Annotated in this window: 15 protein-coding genes; 7 read left to right on the top strand and 8 right to left on the bottom strand. The window is 63.0% G+C overall.

Translation table 11 applies throughout. The features are described from left to right. The first annotated feature begins 67 nt into the window (after positions 1–67). On the top strand, positions 68–952 hold the full coding sequence (mmsB, locus tag NKI18_RS05520) for a 3-hydroxyisobutyrate dehydrogenase (protein WP_352617655.1): 885 nt from the start codon (positions 68–70) through the stop codon (positions 950–952). Between the two features lie 326 nt (positions 953–1278). On the opposite strand, the gene NKI18_RS05515 is transcribed toward mmsB, so the two are convergent. From NKI18_RS05515 to NKI18_RS05505, 3 genes are all read right to left on the bottom strand, one after another. Then, complete coding sequence (locus tag NKI18_RS05515; RefSeq protein ID WP_352452083.1) at positions 1279–2658, bottom strand: aspartate aminotransferase family protein; 1380 nt, start codon at positions 2656–2658, stop codon at positions 1279–1281. Between the two features lie 240 nt (positions 2659–2898). Next, positions 2899–4968 carry a prolyl oligopeptidase family serine peptidase gene (locus NKI18_RS05510; protein WP_352617652.1) on the bottom strand — a complete coding sequence of 690 codons (2070 nt, stop codon included), beginning with the start codon at positions 4966–4968 and terminating at the stop codon, positions 2899–2901. Between the two features lie 95 nt (positions 4969–5063). Beyond that, on the bottom strand, positions 5064–6221 hold the full coding sequence (locus NKI18_RS05505) for an MFS transporter (protein WP_352617649.1): 1158 nt from the start codon (positions 6219–6221) through the stop codon (positions 5064–5066). Between the two features lie 208 nt (positions 6222–6429). On the opposite strand from NKI18_RS05505, the gene NKI18_RS05500 reads away from it, so the two are divergent. The 4 genes from NKI18_RS05500 (at position 6430) to NKI18_RS05485 (ending at position 13730) form a co-directional block, all read left to right on the top strand. After that, positions 6430–8007: a trimethylamine methyltransferase family protein gene (locus NKI18_RS05500; RefSeq protein WP_023676493.1), complete on the top strand. Its 1578-nt coding sequence runs from the start codon at positions 6430–6432 to the stop codon at positions 8005–8007. A 132-nt stretch (positions 8008–8139) separates the two neighbouring features. Then, on the top strand, positions 8140–10725 hold the full coding sequence (locus NKI18_RS05495; protein WP_352617646.1) for a GcvT family protein: 2586 nt from the start codon (positions 8140–8142) through the stop codon (positions 10723–10725). Between the two features lie 88 nt (positions 10726–10813). After that, positions 10814–12391 carry an ArnT family glycosyltransferase gene (locus tag NKI18_RS05490; protein ID WP_352617644.1) on the top strand — a complete coding sequence of 526 codons (1578 nt, stop codon included), beginning with the start codon at positions 10814–10816 and terminating at the stop codon, positions 12389–12391. Positions 12392–12416: 25 nt separating this feature from the next. Next, positions 12417–13730: a M24 family metallopeptidase gene (locus NKI18_RS05485; RefSeq protein WP_352617687.1), complete on the top strand. Its 1314-nt coding sequence runs from the start codon at positions 12417–12419 to the stop codon at positions 13728–13730. A gap of 109 nt (positions 13731–13839) precedes the next feature. On the opposite strand, the gene NKI18_RS05480 is transcribed toward NKI18_RS05485, so the two are convergent. After that, a complete protein-coding gene (locus tag NKI18_RS05480) occupies positions 13840–14640 on the bottom strand; it encodes a phosphate/phosphite/phosphonate ABC transporter substrate-binding protein (RefSeq protein WP_352617642.1) in 801 nt (266 codons plus the stop codon). An 83-nt stretch (positions 14641–14723) separates the two neighbouring features. After that, positions 14724–15734, bottom strand: coding sequence for a fatty acid desaturase (locus tag NKI18_RS05475; RefSeq protein ID WP_352617640.1), 1011 nt, complete (start codon positions 15732–15734; stop codon positions 14724–14726). 228 nt (positions 15735–15962) lie between these two features. Here NKI18_RS05475 and NKI18_RS05470 point away from each other — a divergent pair, with 228 nt between their 5' ends. Together NKI18_RS05470 and bmt are read left to right on the top strand one after the other, a co-directional pair. Further along, positions 15963–16805 (top strand): helix-turn-helix domain-containing protein, encoded by an 843-nt coding sequence (locus NKI18_RS05470; RefSeq protein WP_352539665.1) that lies wholly within the window; start codon positions 15963–15965, stop codon positions 16803–16805. An 88-nt stretch (positions 16806–16893) separates the two neighbouring features. After that, positions 16894–17910 carry a betaine--homocysteine S-methyltransferase gene (bmt, locus tag NKI18_RS05465; protein ID WP_352617637.1) on the top strand — a complete coding sequence of 339 codons (1017 nt, stop codon included), beginning with the start codon at positions 16894–16896 and terminating at the stop codon, positions 17908–17910. A 149-nt stretch (positions 17911–18059) separates the two neighbouring features. Here bmt and NKI18_RS05460 read toward each other — a convergent pair whose 3' ends face one another. The 3 genes from NKI18_RS05460 to NKI18_RS05450 form a co-directional block, all read right to left on the bottom strand. Next, positions 18060–20177 (bottom strand): vWA domain-containing protein, encoded by a 2118-nt coding sequence (locus tag NKI18_RS05460; protein ID WP_353019056.1) that lies wholly within the window; start codon positions 20175–20177, stop codon positions 18060–18062. A 2-nt stretch (positions 20178–20179) separates the two neighbouring features. After that, positions 20180–20740 carry an RNA polymerase sigma factor gene (locus NKI18_RS05455; protein WP_352452095.1) on the bottom strand — a complete coding sequence of 187 codons (561 nt, stop codon included), beginning with the start codon at positions 20738–20740 and terminating at the stop codon, positions 20180–20182. A 68-nt stretch (positions 20741–20808) separates the two neighbouring features. After that, the gene (locus tag NKI18_RS05450) at positions 20809–21567 is read right to left on the bottom strand and encodes a dienelactone hydrolase family protein (protein ID WP_352617631.1); all 759 of its coding nucleotides are present in this window, start codon (positions 21565–21567) and stop codon (positions 20809–20811) included. Positions 21568–21606 lie beyond the last annotated feature (39 nt).

The following is a 21606-nucleotide window of genomic DNA, read 5'->3' as shown; positions in this document are numbered from 1 at the left end:
CCTACTGACTACTGACTACTGACTATTCACTATTCACTATTCACTATTCCACTCACGGAGCGCCATTATGACCACCATCGCCTTCATCGGCCTCGGCAATATGGGCAATCCGATGGCCGCCAACCTGGTCAAGGCCGGGTATGCCGTGCACGGCTTCGACCTGGTGCCGGAGAACCTCGTCATTGCCAGGGAGCACGGCGTCATCGTCATGGCCAATGCCGTTGCGGCGGTGAAGGATGCCGATGCGGTCATCACCATGTTGCCGGCCGGCAAGCATGTTCTGTCGGTTTACGCAGACATAGTGTCCAAGGCGAAAAAAGGCGCGCTGTTCATCGATTCCTCGACCATCGATGTCGAGTCGGCTCGAAAGGCCCATGCTATCGCCGCCAAGCACGGGTTGCTGTCGATCGACGCGCCGGTCTCCGGCGGCACGGGCGGTGCGGTGGCCGGCACGCTGACCTTCATGGCCGGCGGTTCGAAGGATGCCTTCGCCAAGGCCGAACCAATCCTCAAGCCGATGGCCGGCCGCATCGTTCATTGCGGCGACGACGGCGCCGGACAGGCGGCGAAGATCTGCAACAACATGATTTTGGGCATTTCGATGATCGGCGTTGCCGAGGCCTTCGTGCTGGCGGAAAAGCTCGGCCTGTCGCACCAGGCGCTGTTCGACGTCGCCTCGACCTCGTCCGGCCAGTGCTGGTCGCTGACCACCTATTGCCCGGTGCCCGGCCCGGTGCCGACATCGCCCGCCAACAATGGCTATAAGCCTGGCTTCGCGGCGGCACTGATGCTGAAGGACCTGAAACTGTCGCAGGAGGCCGCACAGAGCGTTGGTGCAGCAACGCCGCTCGGCGCCGAGGCAGCCCAGCTCTATGCGCTGTTCAACGCACAAGGGAATGCCGGCGCGGATTTTTCCGGCATCATTAATTTCCTCCGTGGTAACCCGGCGTAAGCTCCAAGTTCACAGGTTTTCGATCTGCCCAAAGCGGAAAGTCGGCAAATTTAGGTTTGCTTAAGCTCTTGCTAACCCTGCAGTAACGATATGCGTTTAAAACGGATTGCGAGGCGGACATCCGCCCGGCGCTCCGGATCAGGTCTCGCGTACCGGAGCCCGTAAGTTTCGCCGTTAGTTTCGCAAGTGTATTGTTGGCGAAGCGCCATGCGTATCTGGCAAAGCCGCGTTCCGATGGAGCGCGGTTTTTGCGTTTCGCATCCTCGCCTGGCGAGCGCCCATTCAAACGCCGGGCGCCCGACATGGAGCGCCCGGCGATCGCCTCCCTAATGCTTGCGCAAATCTGCTTGCGCCAGATCGAGCGCCGTGGCGATGCGGTCGCAGGCCATGTCGATCGTCTCGCGCGTCCAGATCAGCGGCGGCGACAGGATCATCGTGTCGCCGGTAGCGCGCAGCATCATGCCCTGGACAATCGCGTGGTCGCGAACCATCACCGCCGCGCTGCCGGCAGGCAGGAAGCGCTCCTTGGTCACCTTGTCCTTGACGATCTCGATCGCCCCCATCAGCCCGAACGAGCGCACCTCGCCGACCAGATCGTGCCCACCGAGACGTTCCTGCAGCGCCCTGGCGAAGTAAGGCCCGGTGTCGTTCCTCACGCGCTCGACCAGGCCTTCGCGCTCGATGATCTCGAGGTTCTTCAGCGCCACCGCGCAGGCCACCGGATGCCCGGCATAGGTGTAGCCGTGATAGAATTCGCCGCCCTTTTCGACCAGCGTCGCCGCGATGCGGTCGCCGACCAGCAGCGCCGACAGCGGCTGATAGCCAGAGGTCAGCGCCTTGGCCGTGGTGATGGTGTCGGGCTCGACATCGAAGGCTTGTGCGGCGAACCACTCGCCTGTGCGGCCATATCCGGTGATGACCTCGTCCAGCATCAGCAGGACATCGTATTTGCGGCAGATGCGCTGCACCTCCGGCCAATAGCTCATCGGCGGGATCTTCACCCCGCCTGCCCCCATCACCGGCTCGCCGATGAAGGCGGCCACCTTGTCGGCGCCGGCTTCGAGGATCGCGTCCTCGACCGCTTTTGCCGCGCGCAGGCCGAAATCATGGTCGCTTTCGCCGGGCAGTGCGAGCTCATAGGCATAGGGCATCATCACATGGACGATGTTGGGCACGGCGCCGCCGAGCTGCTTGTGCATCAAATCCATGCCGCCGAGCGAGGCGCCGGCGATGGTCGAGCCGTGGTAGCCCATCTTGCGTGAGATGATGCGGTTCTTCTCGGGCCTGCCTTCCAGCACCCAATAGTGACGGACCAGGCGCAGCGCCGTGTCGTTGGCCTCCGAACCGGACGAGCCGTAGAACACCTGGTTGATGTGCCTTGGCGCGATCTCCGCCAGCTTTTTCGACAGCAGAACCGGCGTCGGCGTCGAGCATTTGAAGAAAGAGTTGTAGTAGGGCAACTCCTTCATCTGGGCGTAGGCGGCGTCGGCAAGCTCGTCGCGGCCATAGCCGACATTGACGCACCACAGCCCAGCCATGCCGTCGAGGATTTCCGTCCCTTCGGCATCATAGATGAACGGCCCGTTGGCGTGGGTGATGATGCGCGAGCCGGTCTCGCGCATCTCTTTGTGGTCGGTGAACGGATGAAGGTGATGCGCGGCATCGATCTGCTGAAGCTGCTTCAGCGAATAATTCTGGTAGGTCATGTCTGGTCTTTCCTCTTGAACCAATCCGGCAGCTTTCGCGCCGGGGCGGATTCGTCAGAGGACAGCGGGCGGCGAATAGCCGATGCGAGCGCAGAGCCGCAACAGCTCGGCGCGTAGCGTGCGCGACGACGGCGTCACCGCCACCCCAAATGCGCAACCCGATTTCGCCAGCCGAGCCATGCATGCACCTTAGGCTGCCTCGAGCCCTCAGTTCAAGCCGTGCCGGTCAAACGACGCCGGTCAATTGGTGCCAGTCAGGGCCCGCTGCAGGAAGACGTACTTCATCGCCGCCTGTGCGGCCTGCGGCCGCCGGTCGCCGCGTCCACCATGGCCGCCCTCGGTCTCCTCAAAGAACAGCGTCTTGCCATGGCCGGCCGCCTGCAGCCGTGCCGCCATCTTGCGGGCATGCCCGGGATGGACGCGATCGTCGGCGGTCGAGGTCGTCAGCAACACCGGCGGATAGGCTGCAACCGTGTCTACATGCTGGTAGGGCGAATAGGCGGCGAGCCAGGCTGCCTCTTCCGGCTTCGCCGGATCGCCATACTCGGCCATCCATGACGCGCCGGGCGGCAGCTCGGTGTAACGCAGCATATCGAGCAGCGGCACGTCGATGATCACTGCACCGAACAATTCCGGGTGCTGGGTCAGCGAGACGCCGGTCAGCAAGCCACCATTCGATCCGCCCTGGATGCCCAGCGTGGCGGGCGTAGCGATACCGCGTTTGACCAGATCTTGCGCGACCGCGGCGAAATCGTCGAAGGCATTCTGGCGATTGGCCTTGAGCGCCGCCTGATGCCAGTTCGGGCCGAACTCGCCGCCGCCGCGGATGTTGGCCTGTACATAGGCATTGCCCTTCTCCAGCCACAGCCTGCCGCGCACGCCGGCATAGCCGGGCAGCAGCGGCACTTCGAAGCCGCCATAGCCGTAAAGCAATGTCGGCACGGGTCCATGCAAGTCGCGCCTCCTGACGACGAAGTACGGGATCATCGTGCCATCCTTCGAGCGCGCCTCGAACTGTTCGGAGACCAGGGACGACGCATCGAAACGCGCCGGCTGCGACTTCACCGTTGCCAGCCCCGCGGCGTTGTCGTCCGACCAGATGATCGAGCTCGGCGTCAGGAAATCGGTGAAGGAGAAGGAGACGCTGGAACCGAAATGCTCGGCATGGCTGATGCCGACATTGCCGTTTTCGGGCAACGCCACGGGCTTGAACTCCCAGCCGCTGTCGCTGCGCTCGCCGGCGACGACCTTGCCGCGCACATTGTCCATCAAATTGATGAACAGCCGGTCCTGCGTGCGGGCAACACCGGCGATCGAGACACGGTGCGCCGGCTCGAGCACGGTACCGAGGGATCCGAATAGCCCGGTTTCGATCCAGCGCTCGAAATCGAGTGAATAGAGCCCGTCGGGCTTACACAGCGTGCCGTCCGGCGCAGTCCACGGGGTACGCACGCCGAAGACGAGCTGGCCCTTGAACAGCGCTGTATCGGTGACGTCGTCCGGCAACGGGATGCGCCTGTTCTCGCCGGAAGGCAGCCGCAGGAAACTGTGCGAGGCGAAGAAGTCGATGGTCCGGGCGAGGAAGACATGACGCTTGTCGCCGTCGAATTCGACGGACCCGCCGGCGGCAAGATCCTGCTTCAGCGCCTCGAAGATCGGCATCGCCGCTGCCAGTGGCGTGCCGCGCCGCCAAAGCTTGACCACGCGCGGATAACCGGACTGGGTCTTGTCGTCCTCCTCGAAGGCGGCGGAAACGATAACCGTGTCCTCGTCCAGCCAGCTAAAGCTCGATTTCGAGGCAGGAGCGCGAAAGCCGCCATCGACGAACGATCTGCTTTCGATATCGAATTCGCGCATCTCGCTGGCATCGCCGCCATCCGGCGACAGGTTGAGCAGGCAGCGGCTGAAGTCGGGGTAGAGCCGGCTGGCGCCGCTGAACACCCATTTCACCCCCTCTTTCGCCGCCAGACTGTCGAAGTCGATGATCGTCTGCCATTCCGGCTTGTCGGTCTTGTAGGAGGCGACGGTGGTGCGCCGCCAGAGGCCGAGTACGTTCGTCCGGTCCTGCCAGAAATTATAGACATAGCCGTTGATAGCGGCCCCGACGGCGATGTTATCCTCGGCTGTCATCAGGTCGAGCGCCGTCTCGAACGACGTCTGATAGGACGGATCACCCTGCAGCTCCCCGACCGTAACTGCATTTTGGTGATGCACCCAGTCGAGCGCCTGCTTGCCCCTCCTGTCCTCAAGCCAGAGAAACGGGTCTTCGGCCGCCGAAACCGGCTGGCCCTTGGTATTCGATTTGGTCATGAGGTCTCCGGTTGAGTCGGGTGGCGACATAGCCAAGATCGACATGGGGCCGCTTACATTCAAGTCATTCGTCAGAAACGGCGGCTTTCTGGCATTCACACCATCCGTCTTCGAATGACCGTTACAACTGCCAGCGCCAGGCAAATGGCACCGAGCGTCATTGGCAGGCCGCCGGCGCCAACATCCATGGCGCTGCCCGCCAGCGGCGGCACGGCGATGCCGCCGACGCCCCACATCAGCGAGAAGGCGGCGTTGCCGGCGACCAGTGCCGAGCCGGTGAACCGCTCGCCGAGCTCGATGATCGACATCGTGTAAATGCCGTAGGAAACCGCGCCCCAGATGAAGACGCACGGCCAGATCAGCGGCGTCTCGATGAGAACCGGCAACAGAACGCATCCGAGCACCGTCATCGAAACACAGATGAACCGCACCAGCCGCGCCGTCAGTCGTTCCGCCAGCAGGCCGAGCGGCACCTGCATAGCGATGTTGCCGGCGATCATCACCGACAGCAGCGCCGACATGCGCGCTTCCGCAATGCCGTAATGCGTTCCATAGACCGGCAGCAAGGCGAGCACCGCCTGTTCGAAACCGGCGGCCACGATCACCGCCGATAACAGCAGCCACGCCTGCGGCACGAACCCCAGCACCGAAACGCGGTGCCCGCTCTCGTCGACCTTGGGCAGCCGTGCCAGCACCGAGGCGAGGCAGGCGCCGCAAAACAGGAATGCGGCGATGCCGACGAGAAACGGCGGCCATCCCTCGGTGCCGACCGCAAGCAGGCACAGCGGCCCCGCCGCAAAGCCCGCCGAAATGATGGTCGAATAGATGCCCATGACGCGGCCACGGCGTGTCGGCGGCGCCAGTGCGATCACCCAGACTTCGCTCAGCACGTAGAGCGGGTTGGTGACGGCGCCGATCAAAAAGCGCAGAGGAAACCACAGATAGACATTTTGCGTCCAGCCGATCAGCGCCAGCACCAGCGCGGAAAGTGCCGCGCAAGTAAGCGCGGTGCGCCCTGCCCCGAAACGCCGCGCCAGCGCCGGAACCAACGGCGACGAGACGATGAAGCCGATCGGCGTCATTGCCGCCGACAGGCCGATCATGGCCGGCGAGACGCCCTGGCGCTGCAGGATGAAGCTCAACAGCGGATAGCTCAGCCCTTGCGCGATGGCGAACACCGAGACGGTGGCGATCACGCCAGTGATCGCCGCCCATTGCACTGTCTCGCCGCTGTCCTGTTCCGCCCGGTCCATGATGCAGGACTAGCGTTTCGCTTTCATCGCGGTAAGCACCGGCAACGAAAACCGCTTGCGCCAGCCGGAAGAGATAAGAGCCTGACGATCCCGCCGGCTGCCCTTCAGGCATGTCGCTTCCCTCGTCCTAGTGGTCGCCGCCTCCGCAATGGCTGGCCGGCCGGCAGTCCATTATGCCGCCGCATTGCCGCAGCGTACGAGGACTATCATGACCGCCGCCCTTCAGCCCGCCGAACCTGCATTGGCAAACGACCGCGCCCGTCGCGGCGGCCGCGCGGGAAAGCGTGCCGGCGGATCGGCGGCGTTCGAGCAGCCGCCGTTTCGGCAGTTGAAGAACCCGCTGGCGCCGACCCGGCTGGTTTCCGACGACGAGCTGGAATCTATCCACCTCGCCTCTCTGCGCGTGCTGCGGGAAATCGGCGTCGACGTGCTGCATGACGAAGCCCGGCGCATCATGAAGGCGCATGGGGCCGATGTCCGCGAAGGCAGCGAGCGGGTGCGCTTCGACAGTGACATGATCCTGGAACTGGTTGCGCACTGCCCGCCGGAATTCACCATCCACGCCCGCAACCCGGCGCATAACGTGCGCTTCGGCGGCGATAATCTGATCATCTCGATGATGGCGTCGGCGCCCAATTGCTCCGACGTCGACCGCGGCCGCCGGCCGGGCAACCAGCAGGACTACCGCAACTTCCTCAAGCTTGCGCAGATGCACAACATATTGAACTGCACGGGCGGCTATCCGGTCGAGCCGATCGACATCCATCCGTCCGTCCGCCACCTCGAATGCATCCGTGACCTCGCCACGCTGACCGACAAGATGTTCCACATCTATTCGCTCGGCAAGGAGCGCAACGTCGACGGCATCGAGATCACCAGGATCGCACGCGGCATCAGCCATGAGCAGTTGCTCGCAGAGCCGTCGGTATTCACCATCATCAACACCAATTCGCCGCTCAAGCTCGACGTGCCGATGATGGAAGGCATCATCCAGATGTCGAGCAAGGGCCAGGTGGTCATCGTGACGCCGTTCACCCTGTCCGGCGCTATGGCGCCGGTGACGATTGCCGGCGCGCTGGTGCAACAGAATGCCGAGGCGCTGTCCGGCATCGCCTTCGCGCAGATGGTGCGCAAGGGCGCGCCTGTCGGCTACGGCGGCTTCACCTCGAATGTCGACATGAAGTCCGGCGCGCCGGCCTTCGGCACGCCGGAATATATGAAGGCGCAGCTGGTCGGTGGGCAACTCGCCCGCCGCTACAACATCCCCTACCGCACCTCCAACACCTGCGCAGCCAACACGGTCGACGCGCAGGCCGCCTATGAAAGCGTGTTCTCGCTGTGGGGCGCCATCCAGGGCGGCGGCAATCTGATGATGCATGCCGCCGGCTGGCTCGAAGGCGGCCTGCGCTGCTCCTATGAGAAGACCATCCTCGATATAGACCTGTTGCAGATGGTCGCCGAGTTCCTGACGCCGCTCGATCTTTCCGAGGAAGCACTCGGTTTCGACGCCATACAGTCCGTCGGCCCCGGCGGCCATTTCTTCGGCACCCAGCACACGCAGGACCGCTACAAGACCGCGTTCTATGCGCCTATTATCTCGGACTGGCGCAATTTCGAGAGTTGGGCGGAGGCCGGGTCGCCGACGGCACTCGAAAAGGCCAATCGCGTCTGGAAGGAACGGCTGGCGTCCTATGAAGAGCCCTACATGGATCCGGCAATCCGGGAGGAGCTCAACGCTTTCGTCGACAAGCGCCGGGCCGAAGGCGGCGCGCCGACCGATTTTTGATCATCTGATGAGTAGTCGACCCCCACTCCGTCTTGATGGCAGGCTGGCCGGAAACATCGCTGTATCCGATCTCCGCTTTGTTTTCGCGCCCCGCTCACTCGATTCAATCTCATCAAACACGGATCTATCTTCATGAAATCTCATGCAAAAGCGGTTGTCATAGGCGGCGGGGTCGTTGGCTGCTCGGTGCTCTATCATCTGGCCAAGGCTGGCTGGACCGACATCATGCTGATCGAGCGTTCGGAGCTCACTTCCGGCTCGTCCTGGCATGCGGCGGGCGGCTTCCATACGCTGAACGGCGATCCCAACGTCGCCAAGCTGCAGGCCTACACGGTGCAGCTTTACAAGGAGATCGAGGAGATTTCCGGCCAATCCTGCTCGCTGCACCTGACCGGCGGCGTGATGATGGCCGACACGCCCGAGCGCATGGATTTCTTGCGGCTCGCCCACGCCAAGGGCCGCTATCTCGGCATGGACACCGAACTGATCACGCCGTCCGAAGCCAAGGCGATGTTCCCGCTGATGGACGAGACGAATTTCGTCGGCGCCATGTGGGATCCAGTCGAGGGCCATCTCGACCCTTCCGGCACCACCCATGCGTATGCCAAGGCCGCCAGGAAGCTAGGCGCCGAGATCGTACTGCGCAACCGCGTCGTGGAACTGACGCAGGAGGTCGACGGCACCTGGAACGTCGTCACTGAGCAAGGCACAGTCAAAGCCGAGCATGTGGTCAACTGCGGCGGCCTGTGGGCGCGCGAGATCGGTCGCATGGTCGGCGTCGAACTGCCGGTGCTGGCCATGGAGCACATGTATCTCCTGACCGAGCCGATGCCGGAGGTCGAGGAATTCAACAAGTCGACCGGCCGCGAGATGATTGGCGTGCTCGATTTCAAGGGCGAGATCTATACCCGCCAGGAACGCAACGGCATCCTGCTCGGCACCTATGAAAAGGCCTGCAAGCCGTGGTCGCCGGTCAACACGCCGTGGGATTTCGGCCACGAGCTGCTGCAGCCCGACATCGACCGCATCGCGCCGTCGCTCGAGATCGGCTTCAAGCATTTCCCCGGCATCGAAAAGGCCGGCATCAAGCAGATCATCAACGGCCCCTTCACCTTCGCGCTGGACGGCAACCCGCTGGTCGGCCCGGTGCAGGGGCTGACCAATTTCTGGTGCGCCTGCGCCGTCATGGCCGGCTTCAGCCAGGGCGGCGGCGTCGGCCTGGCGCTGTCGAACTGGATGGTCCATGGCGACCCCGGCTTCGACGTCTGGGGCATGGACGTTGCGCGCTTCGGCGAATGGGCAACGCTGCGCTATACCAACGCAAAGGTCCGCGAAAATTATTCGCGCCGTTTCTCCATCCGCTTTCCCAACGAGGAATTACCGGCGGCAAGACCAGCGCAGACGACCCCGCTTTACGACACCATGCTCGCCAACAACGCCGTCATGGGCGACAGCTGGGGTCTCGAAACCCCGCTCTGGTTCGCGCCGAGAGGCTCGGAGCCGAAGGACGTCGTGTCCTTCCACCGCTCCAATGATTTCCGCCCGATCGGCGAGGAGGTGCGCGCCACCCGCGAGAGGGTCGGCATCACCGAGATCGCCAACTTCGCCAAATACGAAGTCTCCGGGCCAGGGGCCGAGGACTTCCTCAACCGTCTGATGACCAATCGCATGCCGAAGACCGGCCGCATCGTGCTGACGCCCATGCTGAACGAGTTCGGCCGGCTGATCGGCGACTTCACCATCGCCAAGGCGGGCCCAAGGGGTGGGGAAGAACGCTTCATGATCTGGGGTTCTTCGGCAGCGCAAAAATACCACATGCGCTGGTTCGAGAAGCATCTGCCGAAGGATGGAAGCATCCGCATCCACCGCTTCGACCAGACGCTGGTCGGTCTCTCCATCGCCGGGCCGAAATCCCGCGACCTGCTGCAGAAACTGGTCGATGTCGACATCTCGACCAAGGCCTTCCGCTTTATGGATTTCCGCGAGATGGCGGTCGGCGGAGCGCCCTGCATGGTCAACCGGATCACCTACACCGGCGACCTCGGCTATGAGATCTGGATGGCGCCTGCCTACCAGCGCCTTGTCTACAAGGCGATCAAGGAGGCTGGCGAAGAGTTTGGCCTTGTCGATTTCGGCATGCGGGCTTTGCTCTCGATGCGGCTTGAGAAGAACTTTCCGACCTGGTTCCGCGAGCTACGTCCGATCTACGGACCGTTCGAAGGCTCGATGGACCGCTTCATCAAGCTGGAGAAGAACGACTTCATCGGCCGGGAAGCAGCGGCCAAGGAACAGGCAGAAGGGCCGAAACTGCGCCGTGTCTCCTTCATCGTCGATGCCGCGGATGCAGACGTCATGGGCGACGAGCCGATCTGGGCCAAGGTCGGCGGCAAGGATTACGGCACCGTGGAAAAGCCGCATGGCTATGGCGCGCCGCGCTTCGACGCGGGCGGCAAGGAAGTGCGCGGCTCGAACGCCGCCGAAGGCGCGTCTGCCGTGCGCGGCATCGTCGACGGCGACTGGCGCGTGGTCGGCTGGGTCACCTCCGGCGGCTATGCGCATTATGTCAAGAAGTCGATGGCGCAAGGCTATGTACCGGCAGCGCTTGCCGAGAACGAGAGCGCCGGGCTGTTCGAGATCGAAATCCTCGGGCACCGGCGTCCCGCACGCATCAATGTCGAACCGCCCTTCGACCCGAGCGGCGAAAAGATGAGGACGTAGGCGCAGCCAGCCGGTCGCATTGTGCGGAGCATACTCTTCATGCTAGCGCAGCCGGCAACACTCTGCTGGCAAATGCGATGAGATTTCATTGAAGTACAATCTGAGATGGGCCGAGTGGCTGGCCGAGGGACGGATCGGCCCCTTCCCGGCGGCGATCGTCATGGTCGCGGCTTATTTTGCCTTGCAGACCATCATACTGTCCCTGTTGAGCTCTTGGGCGGGAACCGGCGTCGGCATCGATGATGCGGAGCAACTGATCTATGTTCCGCATCTCTGGGCTGGATATGGCGGCTCGCAACCGCCTCTCTACACCTGGATCAACTGGCTGGCCGCGCATGTTTTCGGCACCAGTATCTTCACGCTGAAGCTCGTCAAATACTCCGTGCTGTTCCTTGCCGCCTGCAGCGTGTTCGCCGCCATGCGGCGGTTCGGGTACACCAAAGCGACAGCGGCGGCGGCCATGTTCGGCCTGTTTACGATCCCGCAGATCGTCTGGGAATCGCAGCGCGCCTTGTCGCATTCCGTCGCCGTCGTCGGCTTCTGCTCGCTGCTCCTGCTGGCCATGGCCTATCTTCTCGAGCGGCGAAGCATGATCGCCTATGCGGCGTTTGGCCTGGCCACCGCGGCGGCAATTCTTGCCAAATATAATGATGTCTTCCTCGTGGTGGCCCTTGTTGCGGCCGTGCTGTCGCTGCGCGAATGGCGCAGCGCGATCCTCGATCCGAAGTTCGCGATCAGCATAGCGGTCGCGATATTGGTGCTGGCGCCAACCACCTATTGGAGCCTCATGCATCCCGCCGATTTGTTGTCGAGAGGCGAGAAGTTCGGAATAGACTCGCAACAAGGGCGCATGGCGGCGGCCTTTGTCGGCGCCGGCAAGTTTATCATGGGCACCTTCAATTTCGCGGTCTTGCCCGTGCTCGTTTCCGCGCTGGCTTTCTGGCTGGCGAAGTTCCGTTTCTCCGAGCGGCACCCGAAAGGTCCGGCAAGGGAAATTCTGTTGCGGCGTACCTTGGCGCTCGGCTTGCCCATGCTGGCAATACTTGTACTTGCCACCGGCGTGACGGTGGTCAAGGACCGCTGGCTGCTGCCGGTCCTGTTCATCTTGCCGCTGGCCATCGTCGCCACTATGGAACGGCTGGCGCCGCGCGGCAGGAATGCGCAGCTCCTGGTGATCGCGACTGGAGCGATCATCGCCGTGCTGCTCGCACCGGCCACCTGGTACGTCCAGATAAACGGGACCAGTGGCCTCTCGCGGATGATCCGCGTGGATTACCCCGCCCTCTATCGCCAACTGACTGCGGACGGACCGGTCAAAACCGCAATATCTGATGGTGCATGGGTCGGAAACCTGCGGTTGGTCGACGAAAAACTGGTCGCACTTGACCAGGAAGTGCCTAATTTCGAAACGCTGATGCAGGAGCCAGCCGTACTCGTCTGGCTTGACCGAGACGATCCGCGTCCGGTCATTTTGGAGCAGCTCAAAGCGGCCGGCTATGAGCCGGACGGCCAACCACGGGAAATGATGGTTCCGCTGTTGCGCGGCACCGGCAAGTCCGCCCGGGCCGGCGCCTATGTAAGATTGAAGAGAATGGCGGTGGGAGAAGCCACGGCGCCCAAGGAAGGCGTTAGCGGAGGAGCCGAGGGTGGACAGGAACCCGACTGACCGGCCCCGTCATCACCGCAAGATCATGCCGTTCGAGCCCGACGGCTCGAATGATGTGCTGCGCAAAAAATCGCAGCTGAAGGCCGCTGAACTCAACCAGCATGCGCTGGGCTATGGAGCGCTGGCGGAAGCCGAATGGCAGGCGGCGGGCATTGCTGCTCCTGACCTGCCCGCCATGCGCCGATACCGGCTCGAGCGCATCCGCGCCGAGCTGAAGCGCCGCGACTATGCGGGAGCCCTGCTCTACGATCCGGTCAATATCCGCTATGCCACCGACGCAACCAACATGCAGCTCTGGGTCGCACACAATCGGACCAGGCATTGTTTCGTCGCCACCGATGGCCCGGTGGTGCTGTTCGACTATTTCTCCTGCGAGCACCTTTCCGATCATTCCGGCGTCGTCGACGAGGTGCGGCCGGCGGTGTCGTGGGCTTATCTGTACAGCGGCGAGCTGACCGGTCAAAAAGTCCGCCGCTGGGCAGCCGGCATCGCCGACCTGGTATTGGAACATGGCGGCGGCAATCGCCGCATCGCAGTCGACCACATCAATCCCGAGGGCATCGAAGAGCTCGCCCGCCTCGGCATCTCGACCGGCAATGGCGAGGCGGTGATGGAAAATGCGCGGCTGATCAAATCGCCCGACGAAATCCTTGCCATGCGCCGGGCGATCGCCGCTTGCGAGGCGGCAATGGGCGAGATGGAGAAGGCGCTGAGGCCTGGCATCTCCGAGAACGAATTGTGGGCCGAACTCCATCGCGGCAACATCGCGCGCGGCGGCGAATGGATCGAAACCCGGCTCCTGTCGTCGGGTCCGCGCACCAATCCATGGTTCCAGGAGTGTTCGTCGCGGACGATCAAGGCCGGCGAGCTCGTCGCTTTCGACACCGACCTGATCGGTCCTTACGGCTTCTGCGCCGACCTTTCGCGCACCTGGCTTTGCGGTGACGCGCAGCCGTCGCAGGAGCAACGCGACCTGTTCCGCATCGCCGCCGACCAGATCGCCCACAACACGGAGCTGATGCGGCCGGGCATATCGTTCCGCGACCTCGTCGAGGGCTCGTCAGTGCCACCGGGAGACTGCTTCCCGGCCCGTTACGGGGTGCTCTATCACGGCGTCGGCCTTGCCGACGAATACCCGACTTTGCCGCATGCTAGCGACTGGACCGACGACACACCGGACGGAGTGCTCGAACCTGGCATGGTGCTGTGCGTCGAGAGCTATATCGGTCGGCTTGGCGGCTACGAAGGCGTCAAGATCGAAGAACAGATCCTGATCACTGAAACCGGCAACGAGAAGCTTTCGACCTACCCGCTCGACAATCGGCTGCTTGGCGGCTGAGCGACGCTAATGCATGTCGCGCAAAAGTGTGCAGCGGCTTTGCGATAACGACATGCATAAAACAAGAATCTAAAGCGCGTCGCATGAGGCCGACCGAACGCGACGCGCTTTACGTGAGCGCCGCGATCGCCTCGCGCATCGCAGCGACGATCGTTTCCGGCGTTGTCCTGGCCGTGATGAACGGCAAGCCTTTGCGCCGCCTTGTCCAGCCGACGACCGTCACCTTCTGCGCCGCCGGCTCGAAACTCTGCGCCAGCGCCCAGCTCTCGCAATCGATCGCCGCGACGTCCGCCCTGCCCTCGGCAACGGCAACGATCGAAGCACGGTGCCCACAGCTTTCGCTCAGCGCGGAAAAGATATCCAAACTCTCGCCCAATGCTTGCAGGTCGCGGGCTGGCGCGATGATGCCCGACATGGAATCGAGGCTGTTGAAGGTGAAGCGCTTGCTGCGAAGCTGATCGAGCGGAATGACGGCACCGCCGTCGGCCGGCGCCCTTGCCGGCGGTGCCTCGCCCGCCCTCATGACGATGGCGCTCGAATAGAGTTCGCCCTGTCCACCCTCGAAGGCGTCGTAACGCGGCTGGCCGATGAGCTGGACACGCTGCGACAGGCCGAGTTCCATCGGTCCCCAGCAGGTTTGCGCAAAGAGCAGCGCCGGATGCAGCCAGAGCTGGTGAAAATCCAGTTCGTCCGGCGGCAATGTCGCCGGATCGGGCGCGATGGGTTTTCCCTGATCATCGCGAATACCGCCAGGCACGGGGGGCAAATCGCCGGTGCGGCGGATGATCGTCTCCGGCGCATCGATGCCTTTTTGTCTGAAAGCATCGCGCAGCCGCGCCCATTGCGCGTCGACATCGTCCCGCGCTTCCGGCCAGTCGTACATCGGCAAAGCCGCAATGAATTCGCTCATGCCGGGATTTGACCGTTATGCGGGGAAATTGACAAGGTCAGGAAAGCGTCGTCCGCGCGGCACCGCCTGCAACAACGCAAGAATCATTCTTTCGGCGGCTCGGCGGGTACCGGTGCGCTGCCAAGCCCATTGAGGCTGCGTGCCCTGACGCGCGGCTTGAATGCGCGTCCTGGTTCCGGCATGCGCCGCAGCACGGGATGGACGACCGGCTCCTTCGCCTTGAAGGCATAGGCCTTGAGCAGCGCGAAATAGTTCGGATAGGCGTAGCCATTGTTCATCCGCAGCCACTCGTCGCGGCGGTCGGCAAACAGCTTCGGCAGCCTGTACCAGGCCACCGTCGGGCTCTTGTGATGGACGAAATGCAGATTGTTGTTGAGGAACAGGAAGGACAGCGGCGAGCGCTCGACGATGATCGTGCGGCCTTCCGGATGTTCAGACCATTGGTGCTCGGCGTAGGTGCGGATCGAAATCAGCGACTGCCCAAGCCACACCGGCACCAGTATGTAGAGCCATAACGGCATGCCGAAGCCGAACTGCACGACAGGCAGCACCACGACGAGGCCGATCGCATGCAGCAGCCATGCCTTGCGGATGGAATTGTCGCCCGCGGCAACCTGCCTGGCGTCGTCGATGAAAAAGCCGATGCAGGAAAGCCACGGGCCTAGCACCAAACGCCCGATCATCGTGTTGTTGACCTTCAGCAGGAATTTCATCGCCGACGGCAGCTCCTCGTGCTGCCAGAGAGCCTTGTAATAGCTTTCGGGATCATCGAGCGGATCGGTCAGGCGCTCGTCTGCATGGTGGCGCAGATGAATGGTCTTGAATCGGCGAAACGGCCAGACAAGGCCAATCGGCAGGAAAACAAGGGCTTCATTGAGCCGCGCATTCCGGGTTGGGTGGCCGTGCAGGACCTCGTGCATCAGCGAGGATTGTAGCGCCGCAATCAGGGTCAGAAAGGCGAGTGCCAGCAGCGGGTAAGAGGGCCAGAGCAGGAAGCCGGCAGCGAGCCAGCCGCCGTAGCAGAGAAGTGCGAGAAATGCTGTCGGCCATTCGATGGCCGCTGCGCCGTGTCGCCTGTTGCCCATGCTCGTCATGCTATCGACCACTGCCTTCCAGTCGCCGGAACCCGTTTGATTCCTGACAACATTGTGTCAGGAGCGTTGCGTCGGCGCAACGCGATAAAGCGCACAAACTGTTGCGATTGCGCGTTTTCAGCTGCAGATGTTATCTATTGTAAACAAGCTCGTAGATTCATTTGCGCTCGAAACGCCATGTAGACCGCTTCGGCGCAAAATTTTGCTCACGTCAGGGAGAGTAGAGATTTGGACAAGCGCGACCTGTCGACGATCTTTCGCGAGCGCCTGAAAATGCTCTTGACAAGGTCCGATTTGAACCAATCAGCCTTCGCCGCCGCGGTTGGCATCGACCGTTCGGCACTGTCGCAGCTGCTCTCCGGCGCCTCGACCCGCCTTCCCCGCGCCGAAACGCTGCTCAACATCGCCGCCGAATTCAAAGTCTCGCTCGACTGGCTGCTCGGCCTCAGCCACGATGAGGGCGTCACCGGTGAAATCCGCGAGAGCCTTGAGATCGAGGAGGCGCCGGACGGCTTCGACCGCACGCTGCTGGCTCGCTGGCATGCCGAGGCGGCGGGAACGAAAATCCGCTACGTGCCGGCCGGCATTCCCGATCTTCTGCGCACCGAGGCGCTTGTCGACTACGAAGCCGTCATCGCCAACAAGAGCCGCGAGGCACAGGCCGGCGAAACGCAGTACCGCATCGACTACAACCGACGGCCCGAAACCGACATGGAAGTCTGTATGCCGCGCCACACGCTGGAGATCTTCGCGCGCGGGCTGGGCGTGTGGGACCGCTTTCCGGAGGCCGACCGCCACCAGCAGCTCCTGCACATGGCGACGCTGCTCGACGACCTCTATCCCACCTTCCGCCTGTTTCTCTATGACGGGCGGATGCGCTATTCGATCCCCTACACCATCTTCGGGCCCTATCGCGCCGCCATTTACGTCGGCGACATGTATCTGGTGCTGAACGCCACGCAGCCGATCCGCATCCTAACCAGCCATTTCGACAATCTGATCCGTGCCGCGGACGTCAACGCGCATGAAGCGGCCAGCTTCACACGAAAGCTGGCCGAGATGCGATTTTGACCGGTTGCTCTACGCGCCGACATTGACGGCACATAACGAATTCTTTATATCCTTATCTCAGTTATTCTTCCGGGAAGGCGTATTTCACATGACCAATCCGATCGACGCTCTGCTTGCCGAAAAGGGCGTCCTGCTCGCCGATGGCGCCACCGGCACCAATCTGTTCGCCATGGGCCTTGAGGCCGGAGAGGCTCCCGAGCTCTTGAACGAGACCGCGCCTGACACCATCACCAGCCTGCACCAGAACTTTGTCGATGCCGGCGCCGACATCATCCTGACCAACTCTTTTGGCGGCACCCGCCATCGGCTCAAGCTGCACCATGCGCAGGACCGGGTCTATGCGCTGAACAAGCGCGCGGCCGAGATCGCAAGTGCCGTCGCCGGCAAGGCTGGCCGCAAGGTGATCGTGGCCGGCTCGGTCGGCCCGACCGGCGAGCTGCTGGTGCCGCTCGGCGCCATGACCTATGACGAGGCGGTCGAAGCCTTTGCCGAGCAGATTGAGGGGCTGAAGGCCGGCGGCGCCGAAGTCGCCTGGATCGAAACCATGTCGGCGCCTGACGAAATCCGCGCCGCCGCCGAAGCCGCCATCCGCGTCGGCCTGCCCTATACCTATACCGGCTCCTTCGACACCGCCGGCCGCACCATGATGGGACTGCTGCCGAAGGACATCCACGGCGTCGTCGATGGCCTGTCGCAGACACCGCTCGGTGTCGGCGCCAATTGCGGTGTCGGCGCCTCCGACATTCTCGCGTCGCTGCTCGACATGACCGAGGCGAAGCCGGAAGCAACGGTGATCGTCAAGGGCAATTGCGGCATTCCCGAATTTCGCGGTGCCGAGATCTACTATTCCGGCACACCCGAGCTGATGGCCGACTATGTGCGCCTCGCCGTCGATGCCGGCGCCAAAATCGTCGGCGGCTGCTGCGGCACCTCGTTCCAGCACCTCGCCGCCATGCGCAAGGCGCTCGATGCGCACACCAAGTCGGATCGCCCGACCGTTGAGCAGATCGTCGAACGCATTGGCCCGATGCGCAACAAGCAGGCTACGGTCAACGTCGCCGAGACCAGCGAAGCCCGCCGCGAGCGGCGCCGCGGACGCGCCTGACGCTTTCGTCTGCGACATGGTCCGCGCGAAGCAGTGCGGCCGCAAAAAAAGGCCGGCAAGGTTTCCCTCGCCGGCCTGCCTCACCCGCCCGTAGGCCGGCTCCCCCTATCAGAACGATCCCATCTGAAAGAAACCGGCCGTCATTGCCACTACCGGTTACCGCCGAGCGCCGAGGCAAGGCGCACAAGCGAGAGGAACTCGGACCGGTATCCAAACGGGTCGGCTCCTCTGGCGGCGGTGGCAATCTCCATGATCTTGTCGTAGCCGAACTTCGCGGTCGCATCCTCGTCGCGCAGCTTCTGGCCGAAGGCAGCAACGGCAATGGAGAAACGCTGGTCGGTGCTGGCCTGGTCGAACGACGCCACCTCGTTGGCTGACGTTACCGGCGTGGTGATCAGCTTCGAGGTGTCCTCGTTCGGCAGCTTGTAGCGGATCTTGACGAAAGCATATTCGTCGGCATTGGCGACACCGCCATTGTTCACCGAGGCCTGGCCGTAGCGCAGCTGGTCGATCTGTTCGCCGCCGCTGCCCTTAGGCGTGATCTCGTAGATCGCGGTGACTGAATGACCTGAGCCGATCTCGCCGGCATCGACCCGGTCATTGTTGAAATCCTCTCGGTTCAAAGCGCGGGTTTCGTAGCCAATCAGCCGGTACTCCGAGACCTTGTTCGGGTTGAACTCGACCTGGATCTTCACGTCCTTGGCGATGGTGAACAGTGTCGAGGAGGCATCCTCGACCAGCACCTTCTCGGCCTCCGCCAACGTATCGATGTAGGCAGCAGTGCCATTGCCGTTCTGGGCGATGGTCTGCATCATCTGGTCGTTCAGATTGTCGCGGCCGAAGCCGAACACCGACAGGAATACGCCTGTCTTGCGCTCCTTTTCGATCAGCCGCTTCAGGTCGTCGTCGTCGGTCTGGCCGACATTGAAGTCGCCATCGGTGGCGAGCATCACCCGATTGATGCCGTCCTTGACGAAGGATTTCTGCGCCAGCCTGTAGGCTTCCTTGATGCCGGCCTCGCCTGCCGTCGAGCCGCCGGATGTCAGATTGTCGATGGCAGCGAGGATCTTGTCCTTTTCCGAAGCCTTGGTGGGCTCCAGCACGGTACCGGCATCGCCCGCATAGGTGACGATCGAGACGGTGTCGTCAGGTCTCAGCTTGTTGACCAGCAGCCGGAAAGCCGACTGCAGGAGCGGCAGCTTGTCCTGCTCGTTCATCGAGCCCGACACATCGATCAGGAAGACCAGATTGGCCCTGGGCTGCTCGGCCGGCTTCACGTCGAAACCCTTGATGGCGACATGCATCAGCTTGGTGTGCTCGTTCCACGGCGTCGGCATGACGCTGACGGTCGAGTTGAACGGCGTCGAGGCGGAGTCCGGGCCTCTCCAGTCATAGGGGAAGTAGTTGACCATCTCCTCGACGCGAACCGTGTCGGCCTGCGGGATAAAGCCTTCCTTCAGCGAGCGCCGGACGAAGGAATAGGAAGCGGTGTCGACATCGATCGAGAAGGTCGAGACCGGGTCTTCAAGTGCGGCATGCACGGGGTTGGTCTTGAAATTCTCGACGCGGTCGCGGTTTTCCTCTTGCGGCAGCATCTGGTCGGCCGGCGCAGCGGCGGGCTGCTGTGCCATCAGCTTGGGCTCGGCAACGGTGCCAGGCATGCGTCCGACCCGCGCGCCGCCATCGACTGCCGGAGCCGCGGAGCTTGCACCCCCATCCAACGCGAACTCGCCGCTCTGCGCCGGTTCGGGTGCATTGCGGCTGAGCACATCCTGCTGCGTCAGCCCGCCGACCGCGGTCGATTCCGCCTTCGGCGGCGATGTCGGCGCCACAAGCGCCTCGCCGGTGTCGCGGCTTTCACTGTCGGCGTCCGCCTTCTTCTGCTTGTCCGCTTCGGCAACGACCGGCGGTTTGACGGTCGCCGGTTTGTCAGCCAGCGTTTCGGTGATCTTATCCCCGCCGAATTCGGGCCCGCCGAATTTGGATTCCCCCAGCATATAAATGGTAGCGTATCCGGCGATCGGCAGGGCAACGAGCCCGGCAATGGCCGGCGTGGCGAAGAGTTTCATTTGCATGATTTCGCTCCAGAGCCTTTGTGCTCGCTCTGTGAGACGAAGCCCGCTCACCGATCCTTGGGCGCCCGGCAAAGTTTTTTCTTCCATGTCATAGGCGCGCAGCGCGGCCTGGAGGGCACGCGCCTTTGCGTCCGCGTCCGGCGCCGGTGCTGCGATGTCGCGCAGTCTGTTCAGTTCGTTGTCGTCGACCATGGTCACACTTCCCCGGCTGAACGCATCAGCGTCTTCAGCCGTTTCTTCGCTTCATGGATGTGCCAGGAAACCGTTGTCTCCGAGATCGCCATCGCCTCGGCGGCGGCGGCGTGGCTCAGCCCTTCGCCATAAACCAGCAGCACCGCATCGCGCTGCTTGTCCGGCAGCTTGCGCACCGCTGCCCAGAGCGCCTCGGCCGGGTCTTCCGGCTCAGCCGAGATTTCCCCCGAAATCAGCGCATAGGCGCCATAGGCCTCGGTCTTGACCGTCTCGCGGGCGGTCTTGCGCATCATGTCGCGCGCCGCATTCAGCGTCATGGTGTAGAGCCACGTCGTGAAGGCACCGCTGCCGTGATAGTCGCGGATCGCCCGCCCGAGCCGGACGCAGACTTCCTGGGCGATGTCCTCGGCGTCGGCCTTTTTCCCGCACCAACGATAGGCGGCGCGATAGACGAAACCATAGTGCCTTTCGAGCAACTTGCCGAAAGCACCCCGGTCTCCGCCCTTCGCCCGTCCGATCAGTTCGGCGTCGGAGGCTTCGCTTTCGTCCAGCATCATCGCCATCATTTGCCTGTTGGACGAAGGCTAATGGCGGTTCCTTGGGGCGATGGAAAGAATTTTTTGGCGGGCGGTCACGTCGTAATGGTTGGCGTGCCTTGGCCGAGCGTCTCCGCAAACAGCGTCGTCAGCCGCTTCCAGTGGCGTTCGGCGCCGGCTGCATCGAAGGCACTATGGTCCGGCATGCACCAGCCATGCGCCACACCGGCATAGTTCTCTATGACATGGTCGACCTCGGCGGCGCGCAGTGCTTCGGCGAGCCGCGCCGATTGCTCCGGCGGAAAGCTGCGGTCCACACCGGCAGTGCCGATATAGATCCTTGCCTTGATTGACGCTGCCTTCCGGTACGGACTGTCGGCGGCGTCACCGGCCAGATTGCCGCCGTGGAAACTGGCAGCGGCGGCGATGCGGTCGGAATAGGTGGCCGCGGCGTTCAGCGCCCGCGCTCCGCCCATGCAGTAGCCGACAATGCCGACCGGCCCGGTCAGGCCTTGCGCAGCGAGCGCATCGAGGAAAGCGCCGCTGTCGCGGATCGTCATCTCCTGGGTCGTGCCGCCGACGAGACCTGTGATTGCGGCCTTGCTCCTCTCGTCACTGAACGCAGTCTTGGCTTCGAAAGGGCCGTAGGGCGCGTTGCGGTAAAAAAGGTCCGGCACAAGCACCGCATAGCCTTCGTCGGTAAGCCTTTCCGCCATTTGGTCGAGCGCCGGTCGCGGGCCAAAAGCGTCCATGTAGAGGATGATCGCGGCCTTGGCCGGGGCCGCCGAACGGAACAGCCGGGCCTTGGCAATGCCGTCGCTTGTCTTGATCTGCATCGCTTGCGTGGCCGTCATCCGCTCCGTTGATCTGACGTGCGATAGATACCCGCGGTG

Source organism: Mesorhizobium sp. M0800 (assembly GCF_040320095.1).
In the GTDB taxonomy this organism is placed as follows: domain Bacteria; phylum Pseudomonadota; class Alphaproteobacteria; order Rhizobiales; family Rhizobiaceae; genus Mesorhizobium.
This window is presented reverse-complemented; position numbering and strand designations above follow the sequence as displayed.

Bases quoted from the DNA above. Each gene is read 5' to 3' on its own strand.
- NKI18_RS05460 (WP_353019056.1), bottom strand. From the start codon at position 20,177: ATGGTCGACGACAACGAACTGAACAGACTGCGCGACATCGCAGCACCG.
- NKI18_RS05500 (WP_023676493.1), top strand. From the start codon at position 6,430: ATGACCGCCGCCCTTCAGCCCGCCGAACCTGCATTGGCAAACGACCGC.
- bmt (WP_352617637.1), top strand. From the start codon at position 16,894: ATGACCAATCCGATCGACGCTCTGCTTGCCGAAAAGGGCGTCCTGCTC.
- NKI18_RS05480 (WP_352617642.1), bottom strand. From the start codon at position 14,640: ATGAGCGAATTCATTGCGGCTTTGCCGATGTACGACTGGCCGGAAGCG.
- NKI18_RS05475 (WP_352617640.1), bottom strand. From the start codon at position 15,734: ATGACGAGCATGGGCAACAGGCGACACGGCGCAGCGGCCATCGAATGG.
- NKI18_RS05485 (WP_352617687.1), top strand. From the start codon at position 12,417: ATGCCGTTCGAGCCCGACGGCTCGAATGATGTGCTGCGCAAAAAATCG.
- NKI18_RS05450 (WP_352617631.1), bottom strand. From the start codon at position 21,567: ATGACGGCCACGCAAGCGATGCAGATCAAGACAAGCGACGGCATTGCC.
- NKI18_RS05495 (WP_352617646.1), top strand. From the start codon at position 8,140: ATGAAATCTCATGCAAAAGCGGTTGTCATAGGCGGCGGGGTCGTTGGC.
- mmsB (WP_352617655.1), top strand. From the start codon at position 68: ATGACCACCATCGCCTTCATCGGCCTCGGCAATATGGGCAATCCGATG.
- NKI18_RS05455 (WP_352452095.1), bottom strand. From the start codon at position 20,740: ATGGCGATGATGCTGGACGAAAGCGAAGCCTCCGACGCCGAACTGATC.
- NKI18_RS05515 (WP_352452083.1), bottom strand. From the start codon at position 2,658: ATGACCTACCAGAATTATTCGCTGAAGCAGCTTCAGCAGATCGATGCC.
- NKI18_RS05505 (WP_352617649.1), bottom strand. From the start codon at position 6,221: ATGGACCGGGCGGAACAGGACAGCGGCGAGACAGTGCAATGGGCGGCG.
- NKI18_RS05510 (WP_352617652.1), bottom strand. From the start codon at position 4,968: ATGACCAAATCGAATACCAAGGGCCAGCCGGTTTCGGCGGCCGAAGAC.